Here is a 19,244-nt window from a genome sequence, read left to right as displayed (position 1 = left end):
CCATGGGCTGAACAATTACCACAATAAAGCCAGTCTGTCAAGCACGTATATGATATTATAAAAGATCTCATTTAGTATCCACTGTCTTAGACGGAGACGGGTTTTTTCCCTGATCCTCCGACTCCTGGGTTTCACCATAAAGTTCTGCTAGTGCATCATTCATCTCTTGCACCCAGCCTACATTTTCGCTTTGGATGGTTTTCTCTGTACTGATCACCAATAACTCAAATTTCTCCAATTTTTCCTCGTCTGACAGACCATGCCACCAAGTGCTTATATCGTACAAATCATCAGCTGCTTGGTTGTAGGCAATCAGCGTTGTCTCAACCCGTTTCAATTCCAGGAAACTGGAAAATGCCGCAGCAAAGGCTGTACTGACCGCCACCCAGATGTCTTCACCCAGCGCCACCAGAAATGAACCCACACCGCCCAAGATATATACTCCCCACTGGTAGCCATGCAATTGTATATCAAGTTTCCTAGTTCGCTTTCGGTACCACTTAAACTGGTCTTCCACTCGCCAGACTAGGTAGTTTTCAGGGGTTAGGTCAGAAAACTTATCATCTTGATTATGCTGTTGAGCTTCCTGACGTTTCTTGTCCTTGCTTAAGGATGAGCGTTTTCTCCGGGAAACTTCCCCTTCGTAGGGGCTAAAACTAGTGTGGTGAACTGTAGTTCCCTTTAGCCTTTGACTAATCACCTTGACCTTACGTGCCAGCTTAGCATCCCGGGACGTGTTATCACTATATTCCCCAACTTGGGCACGGTAACAGTAAATTTCCCTTTTAATTGCCTCGGCACTACCCCGTAACAGAATCCAATTGCCACCTTTGTCGAACTTAACTGCACCTGCTAGTAGTACACTTAGAGCAATTGGCACTAGTAGAAGAACATAGTGAATCACTTTGACCGTGTGGTGTGACTCACCGAGGCGTTCTATAAACATTGAGTGGAGCACAGCTAGCAAAGTAGCCAACACACTCAATATCAGAATCCCTATCCGCAGCAAGAAGAAACGTTTCTGAGCCGCTGTGGCATTTTTGCTATAGGTACGCTGACGTTCCCAAGCACGTTTGAGGGTTGGGCTTGGCCCAGGGGAGTATGTAGCCTCAACTTCTGACGTCATGACAGTCTATGTGCAGTCTATGTGCTTTAGTCTATGTGCTTTTTACCAAAAATTTTGGGTAATCGCGCCCCGTCCTTGTAGGACGGCTTTTCCATGTGCTATAATAAAAACATAAGTAATAAACTAATATTTAGATAGGTATTATCTAATCATAAGTAGACAACGTAAAAAATATGTATTAGATACGTATTGCGTAATTTGGTCTAACGGCTTTAACGTCTATGAAAAAATTAGATAAGAAAAAGTATCTGTCTATCCATATAAAAAAGGTACGGTGGGGCACACCGAAACCTAGGTCAATGATCTAAACGCTCGGGGAGATTTGTCCTCTACTTTTCCTGGCTCCGGCAAGGGATAGCAAGACGAGTCGTAGAGCCAAGAATCCCCGTTCTTCAGCGGACGGGGAGTGTCAATGTGTACCTTGACTGTCTCGTCAGTCCCTCCATGATGATTTTAGTCAATTCACTGAATGGTTGTGAGAGGTCATAACAGGTCAAGTGATTTTGTTGTAAGTGATTTGGTTGTAATAGTTCCGTAACAGATTCTCGTGCTTCTTGTTCTGGATAGCTTACTGCCATAGTAATTTCATCTGCCAACCGACCACTGCCGCCAAGAACTACCAATGGTCGTCCAGCTTTCTTGTTTTCAAATAAGTCTAGCAAGGTAATCGCCCCACCGTTAGCCATTACTGTGACTGATGGCTTTCCGTCTGCCAGGGTAGTAGCTATACGAGCCAACCAGGGGGATTCATCACCCCAGGTAGACCCAGGAATCAGCACAAAATGAGTATGATGTGGCTCCAGTGATGTTTCACCAGAATACGAGGGGGGTGCATCAGGAAGCGCAATCTTGCCCACTGGGGCAATACCTACTAAGGGAAAGGTGCCAGCAATCTCAGCACGAGCTTGCCCCATCATCTGCATCACCCCAGTATCGGTACCGCCATCCACCACACATGCTCCGAGGGTTTCAGCAATGGGAGCTAGTACATTGACAAACAACAAGCGCAAACGAGCCATACTCTGATCACTCATCTTACTTGCCCCCCCGACTACCACTAAAACCGGACGGGAGCCGTGAAGACCGATTTGGTTCAGGGCAGCAGACAAGTCCACAGGATGATCCACTTGAATCGCACAAGCCGTTTGCCCATTCTTGAACGTGAGTTTGAGAGGCTGGTTATTTAAGAACTGCTTGAAGATGAGATGGTTTGGCTTGTATCCATCCTGGGACAAAGCACCGGACTTAGCTAAAACCCTCCTCTTGCGCAATCGGGGGGGAGCGATGCCTGCGCATCTAGCCATTAAGACCTTTTGGTGATCTGTTCGCTTTTGCTTTGTCTTGGCAGATAGAAACATTTAAAATCACCTATAGTGGTTTATAATATTCTATCTGCTAGATCATGCTGAGGGACATCAGCTGATCAGACATCTCGAAATTGGCGGTAACATTTTGTACATCCTCCAAGTCTTCCAGAGCATCCATTAATTTTAAAAGCGTCCGCGCCAGATCTGGGTCAGTCACTTCCACCGTATTACTAGGAATCCAGCGCAACTGCGCCTCACTGACCTCAAAGCCCTGATTTTTCAAGATTTGACTCAGGTTTTCCAGGTTGCTAACTTCTGTAAATACCTCAGCCGTTACACCTTCAGAATCTTCGTTCAACTCATAAGTTTGAGCTCCCCCTTCAAGGGATGCTTCAAACAAATGGTCCTCTGTGATATCACCCGTAAGCGTAACGACACCCTTTTGCTCAAACATCCAGCTAACGCAGCCTGTTTCACCCAGATTACCACCATTCTTAGTAAATCCTGAACGCAGGTCAGCTGCTGTCCGATTCCGATTATCAGTAAAAGCTTCTATCAAGATAGCAACGCCTCCTGGACCATAACCCTCATAGCGAATCTCTTCAAGATTGTCACTCTCATTGCCTAGGGTACCGGCTCCTTTTGCGATCGCTCTTTCAATGTTCTCATTGGGAATCCCTGCTGCCTTAGCCTTTTCCACCGCTTGCCGCAGCTGAAAATTACCCTCCGGATCCGGGATGCCATTGCGAGCAGCTACTATAATCTCCCGAGATATTTTAGCAAAGGTCTTACCTTTAACTGCGTCCACCCTCGCTTTCTGACGCTTAATATTTGCCCATTTACTATGTCCTGCCATAACGGTTAAGTTAATTACTACCCAAGTTACAAAATACCTCCACTTCTTGGTTTAAGCATATAACCTACCCAAGTCATCTCCTAAAATAGACTATTCTCTCTCCTAGGATAGCTACCAACTGAAGGAAAGAAAGTCCATGGTAAATGCTATATCCTAAATGGTTTTTGGTCAAGGGATTAGCCCTTTGGAGATTAGGGGTAGCATTACTTGCACTGTAGTTTGTTCTCCTAGTGTACTATCTATTCTTAATTTACCACCGTGTAACTCAGCTAGACGTTTAGCAATCAGCAGCCCCAACCCTGAGCCTTGTTGTTCGTAAAAGTTACCTTTACATTGTAAGTCAGCTTTCAATTCGGCCATTTCAGCTTCAGATATCCCTTGCCCCTTGTCGTGGACTGACAAGATCAAGGTATTATTTTCTGAATAGCTATTTCCCCAAACAGGTGTTCCCTCTTATGATAATTTAAAGGCATTATTAATTAACTCTTCCAACATTTTATTAAGTCGGTTTGGCGACATAGCAATAGTAGCCTCTTCCCAATCTAATTGCAAATCCGCAACCCGTCCTGTTTTTTGAGCAATATTCTGAATCAAATTAGCCAGAACCGGATTAGGTAATTTACTGGTAGTCTTTCGCAGATTTTATTATTTTTTGGAATCTGTAGCGTTCATTTCAAGCTCTGCATAAAGTCAAAAGTTCTGAATTAACCTTAATAACCGTTCAGCAGACTGATGGATATCTTCTGCCATAGTCTTAATTTGATATCGTTCCAAACTCTACCATTTCTCCATGATTAGTTTGGAAATATCCAGAATCCGATTTAGGGGTTTATCCATTTCATAGAGCAAAGACAGTTTAATATGGCTGCGCAAATCATCCAGTTTTTTATCTTTTTGCAACTCAAGGGCAGCTTGCTTTTACAATCGAGTAGTAATTGCTCCTAGTAGTTCTACTCTAGTAAATGGCTTGGTCAGATAATCATCTGCTCCTAATTCCATTCCTTGGCGCTGATCAGTTTTTTCAGCTCTAGCTGTGAGAAACATAAAAGGAATGGTTGCCGTAGCAGGATGTTTGCGCAACGCATGCAATACCTTATAGCCATCAATTTTTGGCATTATAACATCTTAAATAATAAATTTAGCGTTTATAATGGTCTAACTCGATACTAATCCGACCATTCCTACCAGCAATCTCCTCAAAATATTTAGCTTCCAGTAACTCCAGTATATTTTCTCGTACTGAAGGTTCATCTTCAATTAACATAATTTTTGTTCTTACCATTTTTTTGCGCTTTGTGAAACTAATCTAATTGACTTGAGGTAGTGGGAAGCCAATACCGCTATTGAGTAAACGTTTAAATTCCGACGCTGGTAAAGCCCTACTAATCAAATGACCCTGAACTCGATCACATTTATGAGAATAAATAAAATCCAATTCTTCTTGAGTTTCTACTCCTTCAGCAATCAGTTGTAGATTTAAACTTTTTGCCATTTGTATAATAGCCTTAGTAATAGCAGCCTGGTTAGGTTTCTGCACAATATTACGGACAAAGCACTGATCAATTTTGAGAACGTCAAAGGGAAATTGTTGTAAATAGCTTAATGAAGAATATCCGGTACCAAAATCATCAATTGCAATTTCTAAGCCTAGGTTTTTTAGATCATTTAACTGACGAATAGCCGTCTCAGTGTTTTTTACTAGTATACTTTCAGTTAGTTCTAGTTCTAGAGTTCGATAGGTTAACTCAGTTGACTGCAAAATCTTGACTAAATTATGGTAAAATTCCGGTTTATTAAATTGACGACCTGATATATTTACTGCTATACGAAAAGAGGTATATCCATCATTTTGCCAGACTTTAGCTTGCTGACAAGCCTGCTGTAATATCCATTCTCCAATGGATAGAATTAGACCCGTTTCTTCCGCAATCGGAATAAATTTTGCTGGTGGAATCAAACCAAGTTCTGGATGATGCCAACGTAATAGAGCTTCAGCACCAACAATTTTTCCTGTCTCGAGACTGATTTGGGGTTGATAGTAAACCTGGAATTCTTCCCGTTCCAAAGCATAGCGTAAGCTACTCTGCAAGGTAAGATGATTTGAAGAATTGACATTCAAGGCACTGGTGTAAAACTGATATTGATCACCACCGTGACGCTTTGCCTGAAGCATCGCCTGGTTGGCATGATTGAGTAATTGTTCAACGTCTTCACCATCACGGGGATAAATTGCAATACCAATACTGGCGGTTATAAAAACTTCTTGATCATCCAGAACGATGGTTTGATAGAGGCTCTCAAGAATGCTTTTGACAACATTTATGACATCTTTTTTGTGTTGAGCTGTGGCTATAATAACGGCAAATTTATCGCCATTTAAACGAGCAACTGTACCCTGAATATCCACACAATTAGTGAGGTTTTCAGCCACAAATTTTAGTAAGTAATCTCCCCAAAAATGACCCAGATTATTGTTAACTTGATTAAACCGATCTAAACCCAAACACAGAAAGGTAACCAGTTTTTGATTATCGTCGATGTGTTGTTTTACTTGCTTAAACCGTTCTCGCAACGACAGGCGATTAGGTAGGTTTGTCAAGCTGTCATGGTGGATCAAGTAATTGAGTTTATTTTTAGCTTCCTGAAGTTCAGTATTGTAATGCTTATGAACAGCAGCTTTTTTTTTGAGTCTACTGGCAATTGACCCTAGGAGCTCTGCTCTGGTAAAGGGTTTGGTAATATAGTCGTCTGCCCCTAGTTCCATACCCTGACGAAAATCATTTTTAGCCGCCTTTGCGGTTAAAAAAATAAAGGGAACTGTTGCCATCATTGAGTCTTGACGCAGGGATGTTAAGACACTGTAACCGTCCATTTCCGGCATCATGACATCACAGATAATTAAATCTGGGATAGTTCCTTTAGCTAAATTAACACCAACACGACCATTTTCTGCTCCAATGACATCAAACCCTTCAGCGTCCAGGAGTTCTATAATGTTTTCCCGGACAAACTCTTCATCTTCAATAACTAATATTTTTCTCATCATTAATTTGATAGCACGTAATATATTGGCAGGGTTACAGTAAACGTTGTACCGACAGTTACCTCACTTTCTAGATCAATTTGACCTTGGTAGATATCGAGACACTTTTTGACAATTGCCAGTCCTAAGCCAGTGCCGGTAATTGTACCGACATTCGTACCTCGATAGAAGGTCTCAAAGAGTAGTCCTTGGTCTTCTTCAGGAATACCAATACCTTGATCGCTGATTTTAAAGATAGCCTGATTGGCAGAGCAAGTGAGTTTAATCTCAACCGTGCTACCTTTGGGAGAATACTTCAGTGCATTACTCAGCAAATTCTCCAAAATTTGCCTAAGCAATTTTTCATCCATATACGGTCGGGCGGATGAGAACGAACTAGCCGCATTATTTCTTCCATGATTACTACCTAATTTATTTTCAAACTTTTCTAAGCTATAAGTAAATTTTATTGTGTGATAATTTCGGTCATTAAGCTGGATTTGATAAATTAAATCGGTGCAAAAACTTTCCAAGTCTATCGGGGTTAATTTTAACTCTATTTTACCAGATTCTACCTTGCCAATCAGCAATATATCATTCAAAAGTCTGGTCATATGTTGAACCATGTTTTGAATGCGATGTAGGTGATTATTTATTTTATATTCTGACCATTTTGTTCCGTAATGTTCCAGTAACTCTGCTGATGAATAAATCGTGGTTAGAGGGGTACGAAATTCGTGAGATGTCATGGTAATAAACCGGGATTTTAGCTCCCCAAGTTGTTTCTCTTTAGCCAGTGCATTTATAATTTCTACTTCCGTTTCTTTCCGTTTAGTGATATCTCTATCAACCCCTCGATAACCACAAAACTTGCCAATACGATCAAAAATTGGTACACCACTGGTTTCCAGAACCACTAACTGACGATTTTTGTGAATTCTGGTATTTTCCAAGTTGCTAAAGGGGTGTTTTAAAACGGTAAAGGAAGCCAAAATTTCCATCACACGTTTTGCCTCTTCCTGTGACATTAAGTCAAAGGGAGTTTTGCCAACTACTTCTGATGGTTCATAACCGAGTAAGTCCCAGACTTTGGGACTAGCGTAGGTATAGACAGCATTTTCATCCATCTCCCACATCCAATTGCTACTAATTTCTACAACATTACGAAACCGCTCTTCACTCTGCCGCAACTGCTCTTCTGCCTTCTGGCGCTCAATAATCTCCCCCTTGAGTGCTTGGTTCGCTTTCCTCAGAGCAGCGGTACGTTGTTGAACTCTGACTTCCAAAGCATCATTGACTTGTGCTAGGGTGAGTCGTGCTTCAATACGCTCAGTGATATCCTGGACAATAACAGCAACTTCATCTAACCCACTTTTAACAATACGAGCCTCAAAGTAGCGGAGTTTACCATCTTGTCTGATTGGGGACTCAATAACTTGGATCTCATCACTTTCTAGGGCTATTTCCACATGCTCCCAAATTAATCCTGCTACCTCAGTGGGTAAACAGTTATGTAAATGTTTCCCAATACAGTTATTGGTGAGAAACAGCACAGGGTTTTCAATGGCCGCTTTCCAATCCAAGTAAAAGCCATCCCGATTGACACGAAAGATTACATCTGGTATCGCTTCTAAGAGGGCTCGGTTTCTAGCCTCGCTTACTTTTAGTGCAGACTCTTTTTGTTTAAGTTCTTGGCTTTGTTTTTGATAGAGTTGCTCAAGTTCTTGGTGGGTTAGGGCAATGGCAAAATGATCGGCGATCCCTCGGATAAAGGCAATTTCTTGGACTGTCCATTCTCGTTCGTGATCGCACTGATACAAGGTGATACTACCTAGACAAGACTGCCCATGCAGCAGTGGCACCATCATGATGGTACGGAGGTCACATGGATAGGTTAATTCCTTCAGTTCTGGTGGGAGTTTTCCCTGGGATTCAGGAATAATCAACGGTTTGCCCTGAGCTAGCCAGGAGTGATAACTCTGAAAGAGGTGGCGAAATACCTCGATCAGACATGGCTCGCCTGTACTCTCCACTGATTGGGTAATGGGAAAGCTAACTTGATGAGTTGCCATAGCTGGAGGGTGGTGAGTGGGAAACATTAAACAGCCACTCACTTGCAAGATTTGATGTAATTGATTAGCTATGGTGGGTAGCAATTCATTGAGGACTAACGTCCCCCTTGTAACCTGGGCAATCTGGTTAATCATTTCCGCTTGGACTTTCAAGAGGTGATAGTCCACTCTTTGATGTCCAGTGCTCGATTCCATGGGTGTATGCTCAGGTAACATAACCAATAAAATTAGCTAAGAGCGGAACTGTCTAGCCTAGACTGGACATAGATTCAACCGCCATCAACTCCACGCTGTACGATAATTTTCAGCCCATCCCCACCAATCCCGGGGATTTGAGGTCAGTTGTCCATTGTCAGTTGTTTTGCACCTACTAGCTTTTAGCTATGGGCTAAGTGCTAATTACATGCATGCAACTGACCATTGACCACTGACCATTGCAAGGCGTCGATTCATGCCCATACCAAGAAAATAGGGGCAACACTCGCCGCCCAACCTTAGGTGATGGTAAGATGTTATACCACCACTAGATGCCTAAATTGTTGCACAGTCTTAATTTCTAGCCCTCGTGGAAACTACGGTGTCTTAGCTAGTTTGTCTATCTTGACACCTGTAAATTCACGAACAGTTAGTGTATCATTGGTCTTTGGTGATTAGTTATGGGTCATTAGCGTCCCTCAGCTAAATTAGCCCTAGGTCTTACCCGTTCGCGCCACTGTCGCCCCTTGGGCGAAGGGAAGTGTGAGATGATGAGTCAAAGGAGACTATGGCTGTAGACTATTGACAAAAAAACCTTCGTATGTTATGGAAGCTTATACCCTTCAATTAAACCGGATGACATCTTCTGTCTTACTCAGGTGAGAGGTATCTCCATTCAGTTCCATCACCCACTGTTTTTCTTGGCGCACTAGTTTAACTAAACAGCACAAGGATGCTTTAATGTCTTGTGTGGCACCGACTAGTCCCTGAGTGGTTCCAACTACTGATGGTCCGTGACCAACCAGTAGTAAGTCTTCTGAAAATTGAGCGGTGATACGTTGTGCAGTTTCACCTGTTCGTTTCAGTAAAGCAACACTTGTTTCTGGATATTCAGGGATTACACAGGAAGTATAACTGGTGTCAATTCGCTGAAACTGCTTGTGCAATACTTCATTAGGCAGTCTTTCTGGTTCAGTTGCCATCCACTCAGGATTGAGCCATTCACTTAAACCCAACTCTAGCTTAATGGGTAAATCCAGAATTTCTGCGACTTGGTTAGCCGTTTGGACAGTTCGTAAAAACGGTGAGGCGAATATATGCCGAATTCCTTTTCCTACAAGGCGTTGACCCAGTTGCGCTGCTTGCAGTTCACCATCTATTGAAAGGGGTGGATCATAGGGTCGCTCTGCCTTGTTGAACCATTCGGGGTTAACAAAGTCAAGGCGGTTTCCGTGTCTGGCAATCCAAACAGTTTGGGTCATGTTACCTTACACCCTCTTCGGGAATTTAGTTAAGTTATGTTAATTTTATGAAAATGATTTAACTGGAATCCCACAAAGCTTATCATCTGGTTTGGAAAACCAGCAGGGTCTGCTTTAATTTTCTTAATTTAAATCTCACTGATAACGCCATCGAATTCAATGAAAACCGCTCAGGACTCTACAGATTTAGTTCGTACCTATTTAAAGGAAATTGGTCGTGTACCATTACTGACCCATGAGCAGGAAATTTCTTACGGGAAAAAGGTTAAGCAGTTAACAACCTTAAAGGAAGTCAAAGAGTCCCTTGTCCAACAGCTGGGTCGTGAACCTACGTTTTCTGAGTGGGCAACAGCATCTTGCCTAACGGATTCTCAGTTAAAGTCTAGCATCGCTGTTGGTGAATCCGCTAAACGCAAGATGGTGGAAGCCAATTTGCGATTGGTGGTGGCAGTGGCAAAGAAATACATTAAGCGTAATCTCGAGTTGCTGGACTTGATTCAAGAGGGAACCATCGGCTTGCAGCGGGGTGTAGAAAAATTTGACCCTACCAAAGGCTATCGTTTTTCTACCTACGCCTACTGGTGGATAAGGCAGGCAATTACTCGTGCGATCGCAGAAAAAGGGCGCACGATTCGCCTTCCTATCCATATTACTGAGAAGTTAAACAAAATCAAAAAAGCCCAGCGCCAACTTTCCCAAAAGCTGGGACGAACAGCTACTATCTCAGAATTGGCAATTGAGTTGAACCTCACACCTGATCAATTGCGAGAGTACTTCGAGCAAGCACGTCAACCCCTCTCTTTGGAGTTGCGAGTGGGGGATAACAAAGATACAGAATTGGTTGAGTTGCTCGAAGACACCGGTCCTGGACCAGAAGACTTTGTGAATCAATCGTTAATGCAGCTAGACTTAGAGAAATTCATGGATGATTTGACACCGCAGCAGAGGCAGGTGTTGAGACTCCGTTATGGCTTGGCAGAGGTCGAACCGATGACATTAGCCAAAATTGGTCAACACCTCAACATCAGCCGTGAACGAGTGCGACAAATCGAACGAGAAGCGATCGCTAAACTTCGTAAGCGTCAAGGGGATATGCGGGAATATATCCCAGCTAGTTAATTTGTGCTGAGTCGGTTTAGTCATGAGTCATGAGTCATGACTCATGAGTCATGACTCACAATCACCAATGACTAATAGGTGAGAAAATCAGATCCTAGATGGTTCGGTTCCACCCACTTTGCCATGGTCATTTGCCTGTTAAAGTAATTAGAAATACGAAGCAGTAGAGCTAAACAGATAAACATCATCATTGGCTGCCGACTCTAGTAGAAAAACCGGAATTAGCCATCGCTAGGAGGTAAAACGGTGAATAACGCATCCAATCCCAATCATGTTCCTGAGTTCTTTGATAAAGATTCTGACAATAATTTACTCTGGCAGTATGTTCAATCGATGAGTCCAGAAACCATTACCCAGCTGTCTAGACCAACGTCTTCGGAAGTCTATCAGGTGATGGAAAACAATATTATGGGAATGTTGGGAAACTTGCCTTCCCAAGACTTTGGTGTAACTATCAGTACTAGCCGTGAGAATCTAGGTCGCCTTTTGGCTTCAGCCATGGTTAGCGGCTATTTCCTTAGGAACGCTGAACAACGTATGGTTTTTGACAAATCTTTGCAAATAGCTGAATCTCAATCTGTGGAGGAAAATTAGTCAAACCTTGGCCTAAAAGGGCTGAATCTATAGATTTTTGAGAGAAAATGCCCAATCGAATATCGGCAGACATCACCTGAGTCTGTCGGTTTCCATTATTGAGGAACAAAGAAGATCACTCTTGGACTGGTATGCCAGAGCTGGTCGAGATTTACCTTGGCGACGAAGTTGGGAACCCTATAGCATCTGGGTGTCTGAAATTATGCTACAGCAGACCCAGGTCAAAACGGTCATTCCCTACTATCACCGCTGGATGGAGCAATTTCCCACCCTCGAACATCTAGCATCTGCTGACTTACAGCAAGTCCTCAAAGCTTGGGAAGGTCTGGGATATTACTCCCGTGCTCGCAACTTGCACGCCTGCGCTAAAGTAATTATGCAGTCTCATGGTGGTGTTTTTCCCCAACAGCTGAGTCAGGTCTTAGCATTATCAGGGATTGGTAGAACAACAGCAGGTGGTATTCTCAGCGCTGCCTTCAATCAGCCAGTGGCTATTCTCGATGGTAATGTTAAACGAGTACTAGCACGATTGGTAGCATTGTCGATACCACCTGCCAAAGCCACTCAACAATTATGGAAGCGATCAGAAGCCTTACTGGATCATCAACATCCTCGAGAGTAAAACCTACGGAATAATGGATTTGGGAGCAACTATCTGTACTCGGAAAACTCCCAATTGCCCTGATTGTCCCTGGAAATCTTACTGTCAGGCTTACAATCATGGTATTCAATCTGAAATACCTATGCGAGAACCATCTTCTCCCCTACCCACAAAAAATATCGGTGTTGCTGTAATCTGGAACGACCAGGGACAAATTCTAATCGACCGCCGACCTGCAAAAGGCTTATTGGGTGGTCTTTGGGAGTTTCCTGGTGGCAAAATTGAGCTTGGTGAAACTGTTCCGGAATGTATTAAACGCGAAATTCAGGAAGAATTGGGCATTGAGATTGAGGTTGGTGAACACCTGATCACAATCAATCACGCCTACAGCCACTTTCGTGTTGTGCTAAGTGTACACCACTGTCGCCATCTCAGTGGTGTTCCGCAACCCATTGAATGTGATGAGATTCGCTGGGTCACCTTAGATGAAGTAGATCAGTTCCCCTTCCCCAAAGCCAATACTCAAATTATTGCGGCTTTGCGCTCTCAAGACTGAACAGCGATTACCTGATCGGTTCAACTGCTAAAGCGCTTTCAACCTTCAACCTTGGCCAATAGGCCACGCTACGGGAACAAACTTCAAACTTGGCCAATAGGCCACGCTACGGGAACAAACTTCAACCTTCAACCCCATTTGCTATCGATAAATCGGTAAGGTGAAGTTAAAACAGCTGCCACCCTTGATAGGTGAATCAACCCAAATGCGACCATAGTGGGCACGGATAATCTTTTGACATAGGGCTAAGCCCAACCCATAGCCTTCTATAGCTTCGTCTCGTTTAAGGCGGAAGTGGTCTTCAAAAATGCGATCGCGATTTTCTTGTGGTATACCAGGACCATCATCGCAAACGCTGACTTGAACTTTCTGGGTAGTACGGTGGATGGTAGAGACAGCAATTTTCCCCCCTTTGGGAGTATACTTAATGGCATTATCCAGCAGGTTAATTAGCACCTGACGCACCAATTCTTCATCGCCGTAGACAGGAGGCAAGTCTTGCGGGATGTCGGTTTGCACAAGTTGAGCTTTGAGCTGAAACTGTTCGTGCATCTGAACTAGAACGTCTTGGCAAAGTCTGCCCAAATTCAGTTTATGAGGTCGGATGTTGAATTCAGCATTACTTCCCTTCCTAGCTTGCAGCAGATCCACCACCATCCGGTTGATAGTGCGCAATTGATTACGAGCTTGCTCAAATAGCCGTTCCTTTAGCTGTGGCGTCAGCCCAGGTTTTCTAACATTCTGGGCTACTGGTTGCTCTAGCTGTAGGGTGTCCAACGCAATGGATACTGCTGTCAAAGGACTACGCAAGTCGTGAGCTAACATCGATATGACTTGGTCTTTAAATTGCAGCTGCTCAAGCAATTCTTCTCTATCTTTCTTCAGGCGAAATAGTTCGTCGGATAGTCGAATCAGTTCCAAGGCACAAGCTAGGGAACCAGCTGTCTCTGGTGATGTCTCAGCCGAGGAGTTAGATGAGCGAACAGTTGGTTGTAAAGGGAATCCTTGGGTAAGTTGGGTTTGGTTTTCTTCTATAGAGCGTTGCCAGCGGGGCCACCAGCTCTTCAGCTGGGCAACTAGATTACTACCTGCAAGGGTTTGTTTGGGTTTCGGATTAATCTTAATCAGTGCTGGGGTTGCTACTAGCTTAAAATGTTCAGCTAGATAGGGTTGTTCCCCAACATCCACAACCTTTAGTTCAAAGGGATACTCTGTCTTGAGAGTTTCCAGATAATGGTGGATAGACTGGAGCTGTTTACGGGAACCGGGACGTTCATCGACAAACAGCAGCAGTTGTAGAAAGGTTGGGGAGTTCGTGTGTGTTTGTGTAGCTGCCTGCATGCAATTTGGTGTTAGCACTCTTAACCAATAAGGCTGGAATAAGACTAAGATTTGTTATTTTTTGTTGGTGATGTGTGCTTCCTTACAATTTAATATCTATTTTATTATTTTATAGTCTCGGTACTAACCAGCCCTTTTCTGCCACTTTCCCGGTCTATTTGAGACTAAAATCTTAAAATAATGTAACATTATCGCGGATTGCGTCAGTTCTCCTTTAAAAACCTATCCACGGCTGCTACTTGATCATGGCTATTGGCTACGTTGCTCTTGTCCTTCACGCCCATTTACCGTTTGTTAGGCATCCAGAAAGTGATTATGTTCTAGAAGAAGAGTGGCTATTTGAAGCCATTACTGAAACCTATATTCCCCTACTACATGTTTTTGAGGGATTAAAGCGGGATGGGATTGACTTCAAAATAACCATGAGTATGACACCAACTTTAGTGTCAATGCTACGGGATCCACTACTACAAGAACGTTATGAGCGCCATCTGTCACTGCTCGAAGAACTAGCCAAGAAGGAGGTTGAGCATAATCAGCATAATGGTCATATCCGTTACCTAGCCCAACATTATGTTCAAGAGTTCAGCACTATTCGCCAAACATGGATACACTATGAAAGGGATTTAGTCAAGGGATTTAAAAAATTTTTAGACAGTAATAACCTGGAAATTATCACCTGCGGTGCTACCCATGGCTATTTTCCTCTGATGAAGATGTATCCCCAAGCAGTTTGGGCTCAAATTCGGGTGGCTTGTGAACATTATGAGCAAAACTTTGGCTGTCCGCCCAAGGGCATCTGGTTACCGGAATGCGCTTACTACGAAGGGATGGAGGAGATGCTAGCAGATGCTGGTTTGCGCTATTTTATGATGGATAGTCATGGTATTCTCTACGCTCGTCCCCGACCACGTTTTGGTACCTATGCCCCCATTTATACTGAGACAGGAGTTGCTGCATTTGGTCGTGACCATGAGTCATCCCAGCAGGTGTGGTCCTCGGAAGTCGGGTATCCAGGGGATCCAGTATATCGGGAATTTTACAAGGATTTAGGCTGGGAAGCAGATTATAATTACATTAAACCTTATATTATGCCCCATGGAAAGCGGAAGAATACGGGTATAAAGTATCACAAAATTACAGACCGTGGTACAGGATTAGGGGAAAAGCAACTGTATGATCCGTATTGGGCAAAAGACAAAGCTGCGGAACATGCTGGAAATTTCATGTTTAATCGCCAGCAGCAGGTTAAACATCTAGCAGCAATAATAGAGCGTTCTCCAATTGTGGTGTCTCCCTATGACGCAGAGTTATTTGGTCACTGGTGGTACGAAGGTCCTTGGTTTCTGGATGTCTTGCTCCGTAAGTCGTGGTATGACCAGAACACCTATGAAATGACTCATTTGGCAGATTATTTGCGGAATCATCCGATCCAACAAGTCTGTAAGCCTTCTCAATCTAGCTGGGGGTATCAGGGGTTCCATGAATACTGGCTCAATGAAACCAATACCTGGATTTACCCTCATCTGCACAAAGCCACAGAACGGATGATTGAGCTGTCAAAGTTGGAAGCTACAGACGAGTTGGAGTGGAAGGCATTAAATCAAGCAGCGCGAGAGTTACTACTAGCGCAATCGTCAGACTGGGCATTTATTATGCGCACCGAGACAATGGTTCCTTATGCAGTTAGACGAACGCGATCGCATTTGATGCGGTTTAATAAGCTTTACGATGATATCAAGCTGGGCAAGATTGATGCAGGCTGGCTGGAGAAGGTCGAGGAGATTGACAATATCTTTCCCAAGATTAACTATCGCGTTTATCGTCGAGTTTGAATTATCCCCACACAATCGTTGGAAGATACAAGAAGATACAATAGTGAACGTTCCCTAAGCCAATCAAAATCCATGACGCCTTCTGAGTTAGATACTCCTCCCCAGGAAAGTTTGGATACTCTCAAAGACCCTGAGACCTATCTCGACGAGGTACCTAATGATGTCGAGATGTCTCTGTTCGACCATTTAGAGGAGTTGCGAAAGCGGATTTTTTACTCGCTGATTGCTGTATTTTTGTCCATGGCTGGCTGCTTTGTCGCAGTTAAGCCGATTGTTCAGTTGCTGGAAATTCCAGCTAGGGGGGTCAAGTTTCTGCAACTGGCTCCAGGGGAATACTTTTTTGTGTCCTTGAAAGTGGCTGGCTATAGTGGCTTACTGGTGGCTAGTCCTTTTATTCTTTACCAAATCCTTCTATTTGTTTTACCAGGGTTGACTCGCCGGGAGCGACGCTTCATTGGACCTGTGGTTTTAGGCTCAACGGTTCTGTTTTTCCTAGGCTTGGTATTTGCCTACATTGCTCTAATTCCTGCTGCTCTGAATTTCTTTATCAGTTACGGAGCAGATGTAGTAGAGCAGTTGTGGTCAATTGATAAGTATTTTGAATTTGTCTTACTGTTGATGTTTAGTACTGGCTTGGCATTTCAAATCCCAGTTATTCAAATGTTACTGGGATTTTTTGGAATTGTTTCTTCCAAGCAAATGCTTTCTGGTTGGCGCACGGTTGTCCTAGGAGCAGCTATCTTGGGAGCAGTGCTGACTCCTTCGACAGATCCTCTCACTCAAAGTTTACTGGGGGGTGCTGTACTTGGTCTATATTTTGGTGGGATTGGAATGGTGAAGTTGGTCGGCAAATAATATTAAGTCAGGTTAATCAACCCGCTATCAAAACTACCATCGGGCTATTGAATGTTGGCTACAAATACCTTCTGGGAATAGGGAATAGGGAATAGTAGTCTAATTACCAATGACCAATTACTAACTAACTAACTATCTTTAGCATTATTGTCGCTAATTCATCATAGTAATAAGTCATGGCACAATCATGACTTATTACTATTGAGAAACAGATAATAAATGCTCTTTGTTACAAGTTGATGCTAATTTTAATTTCCCTTATGCTGAAAGCTTTACTGGGAATTACTTTAACAGTTAAAAAAACTGTTTATAAAGTCAAATAATTGCCCAGTAAGGCGATAATTGATTTGGGCGGTTATTTAGCATAATATCTATGGAAGAGCCATTATCAATGTATGTAAAAACGTAGCCTACTAAAGATAATTACTATTAGTAAACTGTGTCCCTTTAACGCCAATCCTCCCAATTTTGATTAAAAATGGACGTGTCTGGGAAAGCGGTGGGATTACCGTTTTTTTCTAACTGCTGGCGTAGAGCTTGGAGTTGGGTTTGTTGGAAGAGGGGTTCTTGTACAAGCTGGTAAGGTGCTATCCCAGTTTCTAAGGAAAAAGCAGCGGTTGTACCAGCAGCAGCACCGGATGACCATTCAAAGGAATGCACGCGATAAGCAGCAGCGGCAATGTGACTGGTAGCAATACTTTTACCTGCTACTAATAGGTTGTCAATTTTCTGGGGAATTATCGCTCGCAGGGGAATTTGGAACGGATAGGCTTGACCTGCTCCCCGCCGTTCCCCTTGACGCTCGGTGTTTCCTGGGGTTTCTGCTGGACTTAAGGTCATACAAGGATGAAAGTCGATGGCATAGTGACCAATACCCACAGAATCAGGATAGATAGTAGAGCGACTGCGTTGGCTGACTTGATCTGGCTGGATTTTACCTTGAATCACAGAGGGTGCTTCTAATCCAGCCAGTACTGCCCACAAGCGGCGATATTCGTCTGGTGAAAGGGTCTGCCGATAATACTCATCCTGGTAGTCACGGCGGGAAATATCCACTTCAGATATAGTAAAGCCTTGAGGATAGCCAAAGGAAGGGCGTCCAATAATCCGCCTTCCTTCCCTGATATAGGGATACTTAGACAACCCATGCATTGTCCCCATCGGAGAATCTAACCCGGTTAGATAGCGGTGATTGGGATGAGGCTCTTTTACCCCATCCCCAAGCTGGGAGTCGGTAGTCCCTGCCACTAGCCAATAGTAATAACCGAGAGCATTTTCTTCTCCTTTCCGTAGACTTTCCGTGCGCAAGCCTCCCATCCAGCCACCAGGAGCCAGTTGACCACTGGTTCGTAATTGGCGACGGGTGTACACTAGATTATCTTCTGAAGTGCCAGGACGATAATCATTACCCCATGTCCAGTTTTGCATGGAAATATCTCCTGGAGTAGGAGCAGTAACCCCCCATCGGATCCGTTTACCCCGCTTAGAACTCCAAATTCGCCGATAGGTGAATACTCCTTCAAAGTCCGCTAGCCGTTGTAATTCATAGCTGTAGTAGGGTTGGTATTGCGGGTAAAACGAAGGCATTTCTTGGGTTTGAGGCTCCTTGGTTTGCTCCATGGCAAAGGTGTAGGTAAAGCCTTGGGTGCAATAGGGGTCGTCAGTAGCACTAGATGCGGAAGGGTTTAGGTAGGAGCGGGAGTCAATCCCCAACTGGTAGGGAACGTCAGCTAGGGCAATAATTTCACCAGTTTCTGTTGCGTCGATAATATACCAATTAGAACTATTGTCTTGGGTCTGTTGGGGGACAATGCGCAAAATGCTTTTCTCAAAGCGGGAGGAATTCTCGTAGCTATACCAATCTTCAATGGTTTGAGATAGGGGAAAAGTGTTCAGGCCAGGAGCATCAGCAGTACTTTTGTGTTGAATAGCAATCACACTGTCAATAGTTTTGCCATCGGCGCTAATCTCTAGTTCCTTAACTACAGTAGAGGGAAACCATTTTAATCTCCCTTTTCCCCGTTTGGCCGCCTTTCGTAAAATATTAAACAGGATTTGGTGAGCATCACGGGGTAGAAAACAGGATTCACTTACCCAGCAGTCCCCAGGATTGAGTTGACGGTAGTAGCGTTTGATGCGATCGCGTAATTCTAGATAGCCCTTAGGATAGAATAAACGCGATCGCTGAGTGGGTCGTTCATCCAGAGCAGAGGTTCCCTGGGCAGAAATTTGTCCCCCTACCCAGTCGGTAATCTCAGTCAAGCACACCGTTTGCCCTGCCAATAAGCCTTCATAGGCAGCCGCCGCACCAGCCAATCCACCTCCAATCACTAAGATTTCACACGATTCGGTTTGGTCTGGAGTTCTAGGGGGAGCTGCTATACCAGGAGATGGAGTAAACCCTAGTAATGATATGAATACGGAAATACGGACAAGCGATCGCTTCATGATTCGGAATAGTCAGTAAAATCTTTGACGATAAATTACCCTAACTTATCAATAC

General features: G+C 43.6%; 15 protein-coding genes and 1 pseudogene. 5 read left to right on the top strand and 11 right to left on the bottom strand.

Features of this window, described 5'->3' with window-relative positions; all coding sequences use genetic code 11:
- Positions 1-67: 67 nt before the first annotated feature.
- The 9 genes from LYNGBM3L_RS28415 to LYNGBM3L_RS28385 form a co-directional block, all read right to left on the bottom strand.
- On the bottom strand, positions 68-1,126 hold the full coding sequence (locus LYNGBM3L_RS28415) for a DUF4231 domain-containing protein (protein ID WP_008189544.1): 1,059 nt from the start codon (positions 1,124-1,126) through the stop codon (positions 68-70).
- A gap of 392 nt (positions 1,127-1,518) precedes the next feature.
- Positions 1,519-2,430, bottom strand: coding sequence for a TRP family putative cation channel (locus LYNGBM3L_RS28410; protein ID WP_143764242.1), 912 nt, complete (start codon positions 2,428-2,430; stop codon positions 1,519-1,521).
- Positions 2,431-2,521: 91 nt separating this feature from the next.
- Complete coding sequence (locus LYNGBM3L_RS28405) at positions 2,522-3,289, bottom strand: YebC/PmpR family DNA-binding transcriptional regulator (protein ID WP_008189541.1); 768 nt, start codon at positions 3,287-3,289, stop codon at positions 2,522-2,524.
- 168 nt (positions 3,290-3,457) lie between these two features.
- Positions 3,458-3,691 (bottom strand): ATP-binding protein, encoded by a 234-nt coding sequence (locus LYNGBM3L_RS39000; protein WP_161603200.1) that lies wholly within the window; start codon positions 3,689-3,691, stop codon positions 3,458-3,460.
- A gap of 516 nt (positions 3,692-4,207) precedes the next feature.
- Positions 4,208-4,405, bottom strand: a complete 198-nt coding sequence (locus LYNGBM3L_RS47985) for a response regulator (RefSeq protein WP_008189532.1) — start codon at positions 4,403-4,405, stop codon at positions 4,208-4,210.
- A 22-nt stretch (positions 4,406-4,427) separates the two neighbouring features.
- Positions 4,428-4,553, bottom strand: coding sequence for a hypothetical protein (locus LYNGBM3L_RS49060; RefSeq protein WP_008189529.1), 126 nt, complete (start codon positions 4,551-4,553; stop codon positions 4,428-4,430).
- Between the two features lie 42 nt (positions 4,554-4,595).
- Positions 4,596-6,335, bottom strand: a complete 1,740-nt coding sequence (locus LYNGBM3L_RS28395) for an EAL domain-containing response regulator (protein ID WP_008189527.1) — start codon at positions 6,333-6,335, stop codon at positions 4,596-4,598.
- Entirely contained in the window at positions 6,335-8,578 is a 2,244-nt protein-coding gene (locus tag LYNGBM3L_RS28390; RefSeq protein ID WP_161603199.1) for a sensor histidine kinase, read from the bottom strand. The genes LYNGBM3L_RS28395 and LYNGBM3L_RS28390 overlap by 1 nt, the downstream gene beginning before the upstream one ends.
- Positions 8,579-9,201: 623 nt before the next feature.
- Positions 9,202-9,840 carry a histidine phosphatase family protein gene (locus LYNGBM3L_RS28385; protein WP_008189522.1) on the bottom strand — a complete coding sequence of 213 codons (639 nt, stop codon included), beginning with the start codon at positions 9,838-9,840 and terminating at the stop codon, positions 9,202-9,204.
- Positions 9,841-9,999: 159 nt separating this feature from the next.
- On the opposite strand from LYNGBM3L_RS28385, the gene LYNGBM3L_RS28380 reads away from it, so the two are divergent.
- From LYNGBM3L_RS28380 to mutY, 3 genes and pseudogenes are all read left to right on the top strand, one after another.
- Positions 10,000-10,959, top strand: coding sequence for an RNA polymerase sigma factor, RpoD/SigA family (locus tag LYNGBM3L_RS28380; protein WP_008189520.1), 960 nt, complete (start codon positions 10,000-10,002; stop codon positions 10,957-10,959).
- A 246-nt stretch (positions 10,960-11,205) separates the two neighbouring features.
- Entirely contained in the window at positions 11,206-11,553 is a 348-nt protein-coding gene (locus tag LYNGBM3L_RS28375; protein ID WP_008189517.1) for a DUF760 domain-containing protein, read from the top strand.
- A gap of 82 nt (positions 11,554-11,635) precedes the next feature.
- Positions 11,636-12,710: pseudogene (mutY, locus tag LYNGBM3L_RS50660) on the top strand (A/G-specific adenine glycosylase).
- Positions 12,711-12,851: 141 nt separating this feature from the next.
- Here the strand turns inward: mutY and LYNGBM3L_RS28365 are convergent.
- The gene (locus LYNGBM3L_RS28365; RefSeq protein WP_438941762.1) at positions 12,852-14,069 is read right to left on the bottom strand and encodes a histidine kinase; all 1,218 of its coding nucleotides are present in this window, start codon (positions 14,067-14,069) and stop codon (positions 12,852-12,854) included.
- 227 nt (positions 14,070-14,296) lie between these two features.
- On the opposite strand from LYNGBM3L_RS28365, the gene LYNGBM3L_RS28360 reads away from it, so the two are divergent.
- Both LYNGBM3L_RS28360 and tatC read left to right on the top strand, forming a co-directional pair.
- Complete coding sequence (locus tag LYNGBM3L_RS28360) at positions 14,297-15,886, top strand: glycoside hydrolase family 57 protein (protein ID WP_008189510.1); 1,590 nt, start codon at positions 14,297-14,299, stop codon at positions 15,884-15,886.
- Between the two features lie 72 nt (positions 15,887-15,958).
- Entirely contained in the window at positions 15,959-16,741 is a 783-nt protein-coding gene (gene tatC / locus LYNGBM3L_RS28355; protein WP_008189509.1) for a twin-arginine translocase subunit TatC, read from the top strand.
- Between the two features lie 447 nt (positions 16,742-17,188).
- Here the strand turns inward: tatC and LYNGBM3L_RS28350 are convergent, their stop codons facing one another.
- A complete protein-coding gene (locus tag LYNGBM3L_RS28350; RefSeq protein ID WP_008189507.1) occupies positions 17,189-19,189 on the bottom strand; it encodes an FAD-dependent oxidoreductase in 2,001 nt (666 codons plus the stop codon).
- Positions 19,190-19,244 lie beyond the last annotated feature (55 nt).

Source organism: Moorena producens 3L (assembly GCF_000211815.1).
GTDB lineage: Bacteria > Cyanobacteriota > Cyanobacteriia > Cyanobacteriales > Coleofasciculaceae > Moorena > Moorena producens.
Note: the sequence above shows the minus strand (reverse complement) of the source record. Positions and strands in the feature narration are given on the sequence as shown.

Excerpts from the sequence above, each read along its gene's own strand:
- LYNGBM3L_RS28415 (WP_008189544.1), bottom strand. The coding sequence starts at position 1,126 with ATGACGTCAGAAGTTGAGGCTACATACTCCCCTGGGCCAAGCCCAACC.
- LYNGBM3L_RS28410 (WP_143764242.1), bottom strand. The coding sequence starts at position 2,430 with ATGGCTAGATGCGCAGGCATCGCTCCCCCCCGATTGCGCAAGAGGAGG.
- LYNGBM3L_RS28405 (WP_008189541.1), bottom strand. The coding sequence starts at position 3,289 with ATGGCAGGACATAGTAAATGGGCAAATATTAAGCGTCAGAAAGCGAGG.
- LYNGBM3L_RS47985 (WP_008189532.1), bottom strand. The coding sequence starts at position 4,405 with ATGCCAAAAATTGATGGCTATAAGGTATTGCATGCGTTGCGCAAACAT.
- LYNGBM3L_RS49060 (WP_008189529.1), bottom strand. The coding sequence starts at position 4,553 with ATGTTAATTGAAGATGAACCTTCAGTACGAGAAAATATACTGGAGTTA.
- LYNGBM3L_RS28395 (WP_008189527.1), bottom strand. The coding sequence starts at position 6,335 with ATGATGAGAAAAATATTAGTTATTGAAGATGAAGAGTTTGTCCGGGAA.
- LYNGBM3L_RS28390 (WP_161603199.1), bottom strand. The coding sequence starts at position 8,578 with ATGGAATCGAGCACTGGACATCAAAGAGTGGACTATCACCTCTTGAAA.
- LYNGBM3L_RS28385 (WP_008189522.1), bottom strand. The coding sequence starts at position 9,840 with ATGACCCAAACTGTTTGGATTGCCAGACACGGAAACCGCCTTGACTTT.
- LYNGBM3L_RS28380 (WP_008189520.1), top strand. The coding sequence starts at position 10,000 with ATGAAAACCGCTCAGGACTCTACAGATTTAGTTCGTACCTATTTAAAG.
- LYNGBM3L_RS28360 (WP_008189510.1), top strand. The coding sequence starts at position 14,297 with ATGGCTATTGGCTACGTTGCTCTTGTCCTTCACGCCCATTTACCGTTT.
- tatC (WP_008189509.1), top strand. The coding sequence starts at position 15,959 with ATGACGCCTTCTGAGTTAGATACTCCTCCCCAGGAAAGTTTGGATACT.
- LYNGBM3L_RS28350 (WP_008189507.1), bottom strand. The coding sequence starts at position 19,189 with ATGAAGCGATCGCTTGTCCGTATTTCCGTATTCATATCATTACTAGGG.